The following is a 12,976-nucleotide window of genomic DNA, read 5'->3' as shown; positions in this document are numbered from 1 at the left end:
GATAATGTAACGGAGATCGGGGTATACATAGTTCGAGGAGTTGAATCGAATGAGATTAGGGTATGCATGCATGAATACAGAATTGAAGACAGTTTTCCGGACATTACGGGTGGCGACAGCTGAAGCGGAAGGTGTCGGTAAAATCAAAGAGTTGACGCTGAAGAATATGCAGACAACATTGGATATCATCAATTGGAATCTGGCCAATGATATTTATTTCTACAGGGCATCAAGTTCGATTGTGCCACTTTCCACGCACCCGGTAAATGACTGGATCTGGTGGGAAGATCCGGACTTCCTTTTTATTGCCGGGCAAATACGGGATATTGTCGAGACCCATCAGATGCGGGTGTCTGTTCATCCAGGGCAGTATACGGTGCTGAATTCACCTAAAGCGGAAGTGGTCGAAAAATCCATACAGGATCTGGATTATCATGAAAAGCTCATTACGCTGATGGGCGGCAACGACATCATCGTCCACACAGGCGGCGCATATGGTGATAAGGAAAAAGCGAAACAGCAATTCGCCGATACATATATGCAATTGCCTGAACGGATCCGGAAACGGATTCGCCTTGAAAATGATGACAAAACATTTACGATACGTGATGTTTTGGATGTCCACAAACTTTGCGGAGTCCCTATCTGTTTCGATATTCATCATCACAATTGCAATAATGATGGCACCGCTGTTGATTTCGCGGAAATATTAGCAACCTGGGAAGGCTACGGGACACCGAAAATCCACATCAGTACGGGTAAGGAAGGATTCACTGACCTTCGGCACCATGACCTCGTGTCCGAGCGTGATTTCGAAGAGCTGCTGACATTGCTCGGCGGTACTGATGCCGACATCATGTTCGAGGCTAAAATGAAAGAGAAGTCTGTCCTGCCATTTGTTAAGCTGCTGAAAGAAAAAGCTGATAATTAACGGAACAAAAAAACCGGCTGAGAAAATTCACTTTTCTCAGCCGGTTTTTTCGTTTTAATCCAACCTTGGGAACACTAATTTGAATACGGTGCCCAATCCTTTTTCAGAGTTGACGATGATGGTGCCTTTCATCTGATGGATGACGCTGTATGTAACCATCATGCCCAGGCCAGTCCCTTTGATTTTATTCGAGAAATACGGCTCACCCAAACGCTCGACTTCTTCTTTTGTCATGCCTACTCCCCGGTCTGCCACTTCCACGGCCACTTTTGCCGGCTGCACCTTAATGCGAGCGATGACATCCCCGCCATTTGGCATGGATTCCACGCCGTTGCGAATGATATTGACCATCGCCTGCCGGAATTTCTGCCGGTCCCCGCGGATATAAATATCCGTTTCTGCAGGATGACAGAACAGCTCGACATCCAAACTGTTGGCATAAGGACGCAAGAGCTTCATCACACCGCACACTTCATCGTTGACTGACATACGGTCAAGCTCCCCGTACACCGGCTTGGCGTAAATCAGATAATCATCAATCAGCCCTTCCGCTGCGTTAATTTCGCTGAGAATCGTTTCATGAAACTCCAGTTGCTTGTCGCGGCTGTAATCGTAAGCCTGCATCAACTGGATGAACCCTTTGATACTTTGCATCGGATTCCGCAATTCATGGGAAACCGCTGCCGCAAAATGGCTCACACTTTCAAGCTTTTCATGTTTCATTAATGTATTCAGCAATAATTCCTGCCGGACAATGTGTTCGATCAGCAATGCTGTCAGAACAATCAACAATCCCTGGTTGAGCATCAGCATGAGCCAGATGCCGATGATGTCATGTATCGGATCCCCGAACAAAAGGAAACCCGCGAACATATTGAACAACAAAGAAAGGATGGAAATGATGAAAACAGTCGCGACTTTCATTCCGCGGCCCATCCGTATATATGCTGGACGGATAAACGGCACGCCGGCTGCAATTATAAACTGGTTAAGGATGGCGATATACATCCCATCACCGCCGATAAGGATCCGCCCGATCGCCGAAACGAGAAACAGGACTGCTGAAATGACGGGTCCGCCATATAATGCGCCGACAATCATCGGTACCTGCCGCAAATCGAATATATATTCATCTGTCAGGAATTGATAAGGGAAAACCATACATAATATGATGGATATCGAAAACAGTATGGTCATTGTTATGCGATAATCGACAAAGAAATTCCGTTTCCCAGCCCCCGCCATCATCTGATACAGCACAATCGGGAAAATGATGAAGAATATATTATTGATCATGCCGGTCATCATTTCGAACAAAACTTCCACCTGCTTTCGTAAGGGCTTATGCGGAATTTATTATACATGAATTTATTGAACAAGAAACTTTTTTCCGCAAATAAATATTGTCCGCCTTTTAATCGCGGTTCAGGAATGCTTCACTTTCCTTAATCTTCTCCAGCAGACGGGCTCTCTTCTTTTTCATGCCTGCTACGGAAATACCGTACAGCTCCGCCAGCTGCCTGATTGCTTTATCCTCAACGAATAATTCCTTCAATAAATTCCATTCCTTCTCTTTCAAAGGAATCTCCTGCACCCATTCTGGCAGTTTATCGTCATATATCGGCATTTCCAGCTCATCAAAATCACCGCCATCCGACAACTTGAATAATTTTGCATATCTGCCTTCACGCGACAATTCATCCAACAGGGCACCATGCACCGTTCTGAAAGCAAACGGCGTGAAATCCCCCTTCTCCCCGTCGAACCGCAGCCATGCTTGCCAAAGCGCCACTTTACCGACCTGCCGGTAAAGTTCATGGTCACGGTAGATATGCATCTTACGGATCAGCGCTGAAATCATCGGCGCGTATTGCGCTTCCACTTTATCAAAATCGTCCATTCCAATAAATTCTTCCATGTTTTATTCCTTTTAAACGTTCGGTTATTCCCGGGTAAGTACAGAATAGTGCAGACTATTTTTTATAGCTAATCACTCGGAAAACAGTTTGCTCTAGCCAAACTGTGAGTATAAGATACGGAAACTTTTTGTTTACTCAAACGAATTGTCAAAAAACATACTATTTTCTGATAAATGGTATTGCTTGGAAAACTTTTGAATGGTAGAATTTTCATGTAATCAGAAAGAGGTGTGAGTTGTTGGAGAGACAAAATGAATACTTTATCGATCAATCCGTGTTATTCGTTCTATCCGCATTTGAAACTGAACGGAAATCAAAAATTGTAACGAAGCATGGCGTGTATTATTCACGCGACTCGGTTCTGTCGCTGATTGATAAAGCATGCATGCTGTCCGCATCAACTTATGAAGGCCGCATCCAAGCGAATCGGCACAATCTGAAGCATTATAAAAAAATCACCTTATTCATATGGGAAGGGTTATCGGGTTACCCTACGCATTCGCCGACACATCCTGACTGTGTCTGGATCCTGAATCATGACAACCGGTTCGAATCGCTGGGCCAGAACAGAACCCGTATCCATTATGACCAGTGGAACATACATATTGATGTGAACGTCTCGATGAACATCCTGAAAAAGCAAAGGATGCGCATGACCGATATGCTGTATTTCTATACGACTGCCAGAGCCAGGCATAAAAATTAAGGGATATTTCCTGGGAAATAGCAAAGAAAAGCGGAAACGGCCGCTCAGCTCCGACAAGCGTAAGACGATTTGGCGAAGCGGCGTCTTTTCAGCCGCACAGCCAAAGTGGCTTACGACTCGAGGAGCTGGCCGTTGGAGTCTGGACATGGAAAAGCGACTGTGCCCGTTAAGCTCTGAAAGGCATAAGACAGACCAGCGAAATGGCGTCTTTTGCCATGCAGCTGGGCTGGCTTATGACCCGAAGAGCTGGGCCACAGGAGTCTGGACAATAAGGAAAAGCGACTGTGCCCGATTAGCCGAAATTTGCCCGCCAAAAAGCACCGCCCCATATAAGGGGGACGGTGCTTTTTACTGTTTTAATTCATGCTGCGTCGTCACGCATCAGCAGAAATGCTATTTCCATACCTTCGTCATTCAGGATGGCTCCTTTTTCCGGAATAACCGGAAAGAATTCGAAGCGGCCATTCCAGATTTCCGTGTCTCCCTCATAGCGCTTATCGAGTTCCAGTCCTTCATCTTCCGCCCATTTCTCCAATGCATAGGAAGAATCTTCAATATAATCCGCAGATCCCCTATGCACAGCAGCAGCGTAAGAACCTCCTGGGATGAAGCTCCCCACAACACGGTCATCTCCTGTAATCATTTTTACAATAGGGACGCCAACTTCGAAATTGAATTTCTCTTCGACTCCGCCCATCACCCAATAACGGCAAAAGGGTTTGCCATCCGGTTCAATTTTTCTGCGTTTGAGCCAGCTGTAGACTTCCTCCACCAAGGCGGCAATCTCTTCACGCTCCAAAACTTCACTGATTATCGGTATCGCGGCATAAGGCTGTTCCACCTTCGTCACCACTTCCGGATCATCAAACAGTTTTTGTGCCATCAGCAGTCCCCTTCCTGAGTTTCCACATTTCTTATGTTTATGGATTACCCTTTTTGGCAGGAAACTATTCTTTCATTGCCGAATCTGAACCCGTCAGTTAAAGAAATACCTGAATTCTTCTATTCAATTACTTCATTGACAATAAAAGCCGGTAGCTAAGTCACAAAATCTTCATATCTGTTCGGTTCCACCAAATTGACTTCGGCATTTAATAACTTTATGATTAATCCCATGACCAATCGGTCACTTTTAGTGACCGTATAGTTTCAAGGAGGGATCCGATGGATAAAAAACAGGAATTGATGAATGCGGCGGTACATCTTTTTTCCATAAAAGGTTTCCATCAGACATCGGTTCAGGAGATTGCCTATGCCGTGGACATCTCAAAAGGCGCATTCTACAAGCATTATGATTCCAAAGAAAGTTTGCTGGTAAGTATTTTGAAACGTTATCAGGCGGAGACGCTGCAAGGGTTGGAACGTTTGGAAATCGAAGAAGATCTTTCCCCCAAAAATGCTTTCGCAAAGAAATTGGCGTATGAGCTGGAAAGTATTTTGGCAGACAGGGACTTCTTTATCATGGTGTTCAAAGATATGCCGACTGACGGCAATGAACAATTGACAGCCCTGATGCAGGAAATGCGCAGTTCATCATCAAAATTCCACAAGAAAATGCTGCTTGACGCATTCGGACAGCGCATCGAGCCGTTCTTGGAAGATCTTACGACTGTAGTCGAAGGAATCCAAAAGGAATATCTGATTACGATCATTCTGGAAAACAGGCAATTGTCCATCGACAAATTGAGCCGTTTCATCGCTTCTTCTATTGAAGCGATCACTCTGCAGCTCGATGAGATGGAAGCTGTTTTCACGAAAACGGACGACATCGGCTTTTCAATTGACAGCCTTTTCGGGGATATGGAAACAAAGATCAAGCTTTATTCGAAAAACACGGAACGAATGCTGGCGTCCCTGGATTTATTGCGCCAGGAACTGCAGCAGGATGAGCCGCGCGAATTTCTCATTGAAGCGCTGACGGATTATCTGTCGCAGGAAAAACAAATTGAAAAAGAAGTTCTTCTATTGAAGAATCATCGTTGAGGAGTGTCATAGTTGAAGAAAATTATCGATTTTTCATTAAATAATAAGTTCGCCATCTGGATTTTGACCATCATGGTCGTCGTGGCAGGACTTTACGCGGGATTGACGATGAAGCAGGAATCGATTCCGAGCATCACTTTGCCGGCAGTTACCGTTGTAACCGTCTACCCTGGCGCTGCACCTGATGAAGTGATGGATGAAATCACTGTTCCATTCGAACAGCGGATCCAGAATATGAATGGTGTGGAGTTGACGACATCGACATCCATGGCGAACGCTTCAACGATCCAGGTCCAATATGATTTTGAAGTGGATATGGATGAAGCCACGCGCGAATTGGAAGATGCCTTGTCGGAAATTTCACTTCCGGATGCAGCCAATGAACCACAGATTTCACGTTTAAGTATTGATGCTTTCCCGATATTGGCATTGAGCATCAGTGATTCCGGCAGTTCACTGGAAGAATTGACTGCCAGCGTGGAAGATAATGTCCTCCCGATGCTTGAAGGTGTCGAAGGCTTATCTGATGCGCAAGTGTCCGGCCAGCGCATGCAGAAAGTCAGCATGACTTTCGATGAAACAGCGCTGGCCCAATACGGGTTGACACAAGAAACGATCCAGCAATTGATCCAGGGGTCCAATCTTACTTTCCCGCTCGGCTTGACTGAATTCGGTGGCGAAGTGAAAAATCTGGTCATCGATGGCAATATTACAACAGTCGAAGATCTCCGCAATCTGCAGATTCCGGCAATCCCGCAGCAGGCACAGACGCCTGGCGCCGGGGCACCTGGTGAAACACCTGCAGTTCCCGGTCAGACACCGAATGCACCGCCGTCGGAAGTTCCAGCTGCACCCCAGACTCCTGCCGCAGCTGGTATTCCGACTGTCGCTCTAAGTGAACTGGCTGACATCGAAGTCATCAGTGAAGCGGAATCGATTTCCCGCACAAACGGTGAAGAGTCGATCGGCATCTCCGTCGTTAAAGCACCGGATGCCAATACGGTCGAAGTTGTAAATGCTGTCAAAGACATCATTGCCGATGTTGAAGAAGAATATGGTTTAACAGTTGCGACAACGTTTGACCAGGGTGAACCCATTGAGCAGTCAGTTGAAACGATGCTAAGCAAAGCCTTCTTCGGAATCTTATTTGCTGTTGTCATCATATTGCTGTTCTTGCGCAGCTTTAAAACGACGCTGATTTCCATCATATCGATTCCTTTGTCTTTATTGATGGCAATATTCCTGTTGAACCAAATGGACATTACTTTGAATATCATGACACTCGGCGCATTGACTGTCGCAATCGGGCGGGTTATCGATGACTCCATTGTGGTCATTGAAAACATCTACCGCCGCATGGCTTTGCCGGGTGAAAAACTGCGCGGCAAAGAGCTGGTCCGTGAGGCAACACGCGAAATGTTCCTGCCGATTTTCTCATCCACTGTCGTAACGATTGCGGTGTTCCTGCCGCTTGCACTCGTCAGCGGACAGATCGGTGAATTATTCCTGCCATTCGCACTGGCAATGGTCTTTGCCTTATCTGCTTCATTGCTTGTAGCCGTGACGATTGTTCCGATGATGGCGCATTTGATGTACAGCAAGCAATTGAATACCCTTGATGGCAATAAAACCTCGAAAAAAGAACACAAACCAGGCAAAATGGCAGCCGGCTATAAACGCGTACTGGAATGGTCATTGAATCATAAGATCATCACCTTCGGCGGAGCGACTGTGCTGCTTGCCGCTAGCATGTTCCTATTGCCTGTCATCGGTGTCACTTTCCTTCCGGAACAGGAGCAGAAAATGGTCATGGCCACATATAGCCCTGAACCCGGACAGACACGTGAAGACGTGGAAACAATCGCACTCGAAGCGGAAAACGCAATCAGCGGCCGTGAAGGTGTCACTTCGTACCAGTATTCGCTCGGCGGAGGCAATCCGATGGCTGCGATGGGCGGAGGCGGAGATAATTCCGCTTTATTCTATATCGAATATGATTCGGATTTTGAAAACTTCAGCGACGAAAGCACAAAATTGATCGACGATTTGAATGCTTCTACTGAAGCCGGCGAATGGGCCAGCATGGACTTTGCGGCAATGGGCGCCAGCGGATTTGAATTATTCGTCTACGGCGACAGTATCGAAGACATCCAGACAGCCATTGATCAGATCCAGCCGATCATGGAACAGCATGAAGGACTGGAAAATACGGAGTCGAGTCTGACTGAAGCCTATGACCAATTCACATTAGTCGCGGATCAGCAGGCCTTAAGCGAAAACGGCTTGACTGCCGCGCAAATCGGCATGGCGCTGAGCGATGTGGGCGAAGCTCCTGTCTTGACGACCGTTCAATATGAAGATGAAGAAATCAACGTATATGTAGAATCGGAAGAAACTGAGTATGGAGATATCGATGATGTAACCGGCATCGAAATTCCAACTGCACTGGGAACGACAGTTACAGTCGGTGATGTCATGGAAGTCGAAGAAGGAAAATCTCCTGACACGATCAACCGGCGTGATGGCCAAATGTTCGCTTCCCTGTCAGCGGAAGTACTCGGCAATAACGCAGCTGAAATCACAACGGAAATTGATGCAGAAGTCGAGGAGCTTGATCTGCCAGCCGGCGTTTCCATCGACCACGGCGGTGTCACTGAACAGATCAACGAATCATTCTCGCAGCTTGGCCTTGCAATGCTTGCAGCCATCGCGATTGTGTATTTTGTGTTAGTTGTCACATTCGGCGGGGCCCTTGCACCGTTTGCCATCCTGTTTTCATTGCCATTCACTGTAATCGGCGTCTTGGTGGCATTATGGATTACGGGAGAAGCCTTGAGTGTCAATGCATTGATCGGTGTCCTGATGCTGATCGGCATCGTCGTCACCAACGCGATTGTCCTGATTGACCGCGTCATCCACATGGAACAAGCGGGCCTGACTACTCGCGAGGCACTTCTTGAAGGCGGCGTCACGCGGCTACGTCCGATCCTGATGACGGCGCTGGCGACAATCGGCGCGCTCATCCCTCTTGCCATTGGCGCAGAAGGCGATGGCGGCGGGTTGATCTCCCAGGCACTCGGCATCACAGTCATCGGCGGTTTGATCAGCTCCACTTTACTGACATTGGTGATCGTACCGATTGTTTATGAAGTGACAGCCAAGTTCAGACGCAAGGAAGTTAAGTAGGAGTTTAAGATAGATAGAGATTGAAGTTGAGAATGCGAATAAATTCAAGTTCAAATGATGGATTGATGGAGCCCTCCGGTCGGAGGGCTCCTGTTTTTGTGGGGTGATTTTGGGTGGGGATTGTTAGGAGAGTGGAAATCTGAAGTGTGGGTTGATAGGTGATTGGAATGGATAGGTGGTTTTATTTTTTGGAAATGAATAAGCAATTTTAGCCTGGAAATATTAAACTATATTTTTATAACGTCTTAAAAATTCGACGGATTGACTAAAAAAGTACTTCAATCATAGCTAAACGCATCCCAAATGGCTCAAGCCGCACCTCAAGCGGTTCTAACCGCACCCCAAATGGCTCAAGCCGCACCTCAAAGCTTCCAACCCGCACCTCAGATTTACGATGAAATATTTAAAGAAAATATTTCCAGAACGAAAAAACACCTCCCATTCCAAACTAGAAAAAACCGATCAGCCCACAAGCCAACCGGTCCTTCGATGAGATCCATTATTTTTAATGTATCATTTAGTCTTCTAATCTTTTATTTCCTCAAATGCTCCAGCACGACTTCGTCGATGAGACGCTCTTCCGTCCAGCGGTCGTCGAAGTTCTCGCGCAGGGTGAACGTCTTCAATGCTTCTTTGACAGTGTCATTATAGCCGGCGTGGTCAGCCGATTCCAACAGGCCGTGGCGGACCAGATGGCCTTTGATTTCCTCGAACAGGTCGCCTTCGATGTCGAGTTGTTCATCGGTGCTTTCGCCGAAGATTTTGTGAAGTTCGTAAAGGCGCAGAAGCTCCTCGATCGGCTCGGGATGATCGTCGACACGGAGGTCCACTTTGACGTCATTGTAGCCGCCGTAACCCGCGCCTTCCTGCAATACATAAACGGCTGCCGATTGCTTGCCGCGGCTGTCGCCGCCGGCATGCTGGGCTGCGGCCAAGGCTTTGATGAGGCGTTCAGCAAGCGGGTCGGTGGATTGTTCGAACGAACGGCTCATTGCCGTGACGGTTTCTTCGCTGACCAGGATATTGCCCTGGGCCGAATGGTGCTTGCCGATTTTATGGCCAGCCCAGTCAAAGCATTCTTCGCCTGTGAATGCACTGGCTTCGCCCGCCGCATTAATGACAGCCACTTGCCGAAGGTTGCGGTCGGGATCGTCGGCTACCAGTTTGGCGATCACTTCATCCGGCGACAGCCCCTGCTCGAGAAGCTCGAGCCCTTCCGGCCCAAATTTTGTGTTGGCCCAGGACTGTGTCGCTACCGCGCCGACATTCGCTTTTGCCCATGGAACAACGGCTCCGACAGCCAGGAATTTCGATTGGACAGCAACTCCCACTTCCCCGGTTTTCGGGTCGGCACCAACGATTGAAAAGGTCGCCACCAATTGCTCTTTCTTGACGCGATGTGTCATTTCAAATTCCCCCTTTTCTTCAGTTTACCCTATTTCCCGATAATATTAATAAAAATAAAAACTGCACCTGAACAAGTCAGATGCAGCCAAGAATCAGATGTTATTTTTTCCCGAAAATTTCATGAAGGTCTTTTTTTCATTGCTGCGATCCCATTTCAAAAGCAGCGGCAGCAGCAGGAATATGCTGACCAATGCGATTGCAACAGCGCGGGAGATGTTTTCCCGGTTAAAAGGTGTGGCAGCATCTTCAGTCTGGCTGACGATTCCCGCTTCCTTGCTTTCGGTTACAGTGAATTTCTCTTCGGCAAAGAATTCCTTTTCATCGGCCTTCCCTTTAATCATCAGGACGTATTTTCCTGTTTCAAGTCGCTTGCCTTCCAAATCGATTGGATAATTGATCTTGGAATGCGGTGCCATGGCAAACGTTTTGATGACGCCATTGACAAGCACTTCGCCTTCTTTATCCATGATTGAATAGGTTCCCTGAACGTTTTCCAGAACCGATGGCTTGCCATTGTTCAATTTAATATTCAAGTCATTGTCCAAAGCTTCGAATTTAGCTTCACCCACCGAAAACCCGGAAGCCGCTTTTTCAGGAAGATTGACTTTGATCGCCATCAACCGTTGTCCCGGCTGTTCGAATGTGTAATTGCTTCCGCCTTTATTCATGGAATCCATCGATAAATCATCTGGAGCATCCACAGCCGTCAGCATGATGCCGCCGAGAATCGTCCCGCTGGCTGTATATGGTACAGCGAGGTGTAAATGGACCGTTTCCACGGAGCCAGGGGCGACACTGATCGTTTCCTGGACTTCCACCAGCTCAGAGATATAAAACTGGTCCTGTTCTTTTTCCCCAATATCAGCGCTGTATAAAATGCCGCCTTTGTCAGCGGTATGGGCGTCGACTGCCTGCGCATATAGATTGAGCGGCTCCGAGCTGTTATTGGTTATCCGGAATTCGAGCGACAATTCTTTGCCTGGCTCGGAATCCACATGGAAATAACCTTCCGAAAAACTGTGCTGTCCTTCGGCAGGCATTATCTTCACATTAAAATCATTGACGGAGTCCGCCGCATTCACTGTAAATGGAATTAACAAAGTCATGAAAAAAATTATAAGAACACGCAAGTACATACTGTTCCCCCAGTAGATTATTCTTACAAAAATAAATAGCTGTGTCATACTGACACAGCTGCAGTTTTCAATGTAATTGTAAGTACAGCCTAGCAACAATAGTGAGCTTTCTATTTATCTTAAGTTCATCTTAATTGCTGTCAGCTTTTATATTACAATTATATTACAACAAATGTAACAATAAATCAAGCTTTTTACCTATTATTTGTCATGAATGCTTTAATTCAAACAATCCGATTTAACAGTAATTAAATTAACAGAAAAATCTAACTACTTATGTTCTATTCATACTGTATGTGATATAATGGTTATGACCTAATATACTTTCACCTATCCATATAATTATGCAAATACATAGACTATATTGCTCACGAATTTTATACATACGCTAATTTTTTATTAGTGTAAATAAAAAAGGGGTGAGTTTTGTGGGCACGAGAATCGGCAAAATTGCGGCAGTCATGTTATTGGTTCTATTCAGTTTATTTTCCTTCAACGGTCAATCAGATGCAGCCAGTTCGAGTTATATAACCAAAGGAAATACATCCAGCAAAGTCGTTGCGCTGACATTCGATGACGGAGCTGATGGAACAAACACCAATAAAATCCTGGACATCCTGTCGACGCATAATGTCAAAGCCACATTTTTCCTTACGGGATCAGGAGCGGAAGATCATCCGCAGTTTATCCGGAATATTGCCGCCAAAGGACATCAACTCGGCAACCATTCCTATTCCCACCCGGATTTTCGCACCTTGTCAGCCACCCAGATGAAGTCACAGCTTGACCGTACTGAAACGATCATCAAAAATCTGACCGGAAAAACGACCAAACCTATTTTCCGGGCTCCATACGGTTCAGTGAATTCGAATGTACTTGCCGGTGTGGGAGCAGCGGGCTATGGCTATACCATCCAGTGGAATATCGATACCATCGACTGGCGCGGTGATTCCGCCACCACCATCACCAATAAAGTGGTGAACAATATCGTTCCTGGCTCAATCGTGCTGATGCATACAGGCGCCGGGGCCCCTGGTACTCCAGTTGCACTGCCGAACATCATCACTAAATTGAAAGCAAAAGGCTATTCGTTCGTCACTGTTTCCCAAATGCTGAACTTGCCGTCATCTCCTCCTGCAAGCGGAGGCACAACTTATACCGTTAAAGCGGGCGATACGCTGTATTCCATCGCTCAGCGCTTCAACACAACGGTAGCCAAGATTGCGGCCGCCAATAATATCGCCAATGTCAATCTGTTGCGAATCGGGCAAGTGTTGATAATCCCTGGCACAAGCACCGCACCGCCGCCAGCCACTTCAACAACCTATACTGTAAAAGCCGGCGATACGCTTTATTCCATCGCCCAGCGTTTTAACACAACTGTCGCTAAAATTGCAGCCGCCAATAATATCACGAACGTCAACCTGCTTCGCATCGGACAAGTGCTGAAGATTCCAGGCACAAGCACAGCGCCGCCGCCAGCCACAACAGTCAAATATACGGTTAAAGCAGGCGACACCCTCTACAGCATCGCCTTACGGTATAACACGACTGTTGCAAAAATCGCTGCCGCCAATAACATCACGAATGTCAACTTCCTGCGCATTGGACAGGTGCTGATCATTCCACGATGATGAAGACATTAAGTAAAAAAGCCAGGCGATTTGCCTGGCTTTTTTATGGGAATTTACAGTTGGGTGCAGCTTGC

The 12,976-nt window shown here is 46.7% G+C and carries 10 protein-coding genes; 5 read left to right on the top strand and 5 right to left on the bottom strand.

The genetic code is table 11. The features are described 5' to 3' along the window. Positions 1–49 precede the first annotated feature (49 nt). On the top strand, positions 50–931 hold the full coding sequence (gene uvsE, locus CXF70_RS10840) for a UV DNA damage repair endonuclease UvsE (protein ID WP_101802681.1): 882 nt from the start codon (positions 50–52) through the stop codon (positions 929–931). Positions 932–985: 54 nt separating this feature from the next. Here the strand turns inward: uvsE and CXF70_RS10835 are convergent, their stop codons facing one another. Beyond that, on the bottom strand, positions 986–2,239 hold the full coding sequence (locus CXF70_RS10835; protein WP_233208617.1) for a sensor histidine kinase: 1,254 nt from the start codon (positions 2,237–2,239) through the stop codon (positions 986–988). Between the two features lie 106 nt (positions 2,240–2,345). After that, the gene (locus CXF70_RS10830) at positions 2,346–2,849 is read right to left on the bottom strand and encodes a sigma factor (RefSeq protein WP_233208612.1); all 504 of its coding nucleotides are present in this window, start codon (positions 2,847–2,849) and stop codon (positions 2,346–2,348) included. A gap of 239 nt (positions 2,850–3,088) precedes the next feature. Here CXF70_RS10830 and CXF70_RS10825 point away from each other — a divergent pair, with 239 nt between their 5' ends. Then, positions 3,089–3,556 carry a competence protein ComK gene (locus CXF70_RS10825; protein ID WP_101802723.1) on the top strand — a complete coding sequence of 156 codons (468 nt, stop codon included), beginning with the start codon at positions 3,089–3,091 and terminating at the stop codon, positions 3,554–3,556. 361 nt (positions 3,557–3,917) lie between these two features. Here CXF70_RS10825 and CXF70_RS10820 read toward each other — a convergent pair whose 3' ends face one another. After that, on the bottom strand, positions 3,918–4,439 hold the full coding sequence (locus CXF70_RS10820) for a GyrI-like domain-containing protein (RefSeq protein WP_101802679.1): 522 nt from the start codon (positions 4,437–4,439) through the stop codon (positions 3,918–3,920). A gap of 281 nt (positions 4,440–4,720) precedes the next feature. Here CXF70_RS10820 and CXF70_RS10815 point away from each other — a divergent pair, with 281 nt between their 5' ends. Then, a complete protein-coding gene (locus CXF70_RS10815) occupies positions 4,721–5,539 on the top strand; it encodes a TetR/AcrR family transcriptional regulator (RefSeq protein WP_101802678.1) in 819 nt (272 codons plus the stop codon). Positions 5,540–5,551: 12 nt separating this feature from the next. Further along, the gene (locus tag CXF70_RS10810; RefSeq protein ID WP_101802677.1) at positions 5,552–8,725 is read left to right on the top strand and encodes an efflux RND transporter permease subunit; all 3,174 of its coding nucleotides are present in this window, start codon (positions 5,552–5,554) and stop codon (positions 8,723–8,725) included. Positions 8,726–9,258: 533 nt separating this feature from the next. Here the strand turns inward: CXF70_RS10810 and CXF70_RS10805 are convergent. Next, on the bottom strand, positions 9,259–10,131 hold the full coding sequence (locus CXF70_RS10805; protein ID WP_101802676.1) for a DUF1028 domain-containing protein: 873 nt from the start codon (positions 10,129–10,131) through the stop codon (positions 9,259–9,261). A gap of 93 nt (positions 10,132–10,224) precedes the next feature. Continuing rightward, positions 10,225–11,268, bottom strand: coding sequence for a WxL protein peptidoglycan domain-containing protein (locus CXF70_RS10800; protein WP_158241191.1), 1,044 nt, complete (start codon positions 11,266–11,268; stop codon positions 10,225–10,227). Between the two features lie 428 nt (positions 11,269–11,696). Between CXF70_RS10800 and CXF70_RS10795 the strand changes: the two genes are divergently transcribed. Further along, a complete protein-coding gene (locus CXF70_RS10795; protein WP_233208611.1) occupies positions 11,697–12,902 on the top strand; it encodes a LysM peptidoglycan-binding domain-containing protein in 1,206 nt (401 codons plus the stop codon). The last annotated feature ends 74 nt before the right edge of the window (positions 12,903–12,976 follow it).

It is taken from the genome of Planomicrobium sp. MB-3u-38 (assembly GCF_002836425.1).
In the GTDB taxonomy this organism is placed as follows: Bacteria; Bacillota; Bacilli; order Bacillales_A; family Planococcaceae; genus Planococcus; species Planococcus okeanokoites.
This window is presented reverse-complemented; position numbering and strand designations above follow the sequence as displayed.

Bases quoted from the DNA above. Each gene is read 5' to 3' on its own strand.
- uvsE (WP_101802681.1), top strand. From the start codon at position 50: ATGAGATTAGGGTATGCATGCATGAATACAGAATTGAAGACAGTTTTC.
- CXF70_RS10835 (WP_233208617.1), bottom strand. From the start codon at position 2,239: ATGATGACCGGCATGATCAATAATATATTCTTCATCATTTTCCCGATT.
- CXF70_RS10830 (WP_233208612.1), bottom strand. From the start codon at position 2,849: ATGGAAGAATTTATTGGAATGGACGATTTTGATAAAGTGGAAGCGCAA.
- CXF70_RS10820 (WP_101802679.1), bottom strand. From the start codon at position 4,439: ATGGCACAAAAACTGTTTGATGATCCGGAAGTGGTGACGAAGGTGGAA.
- CXF70_RS10815 (WP_101802678.1), top strand. From the start codon at position 4,721: ATGGATAAAAAACAGGAATTGATGAATGCGGCGGTACATCTTTTTTCC.
- CXF70_RS10805 (WP_101802676.1), bottom strand. From the start codon at position 10,131: ATGACACATCGCGTCAAGAAAGAGCAATTGGTGGCGACCTTTTCAATC.
- CXF70_RS10800 (WP_158241191.1), bottom strand. From the start codon at position 11,268: ATGTACTTGCGTGTTCTTATAATTTTTTTCATGACTTTGTTAATTCCA.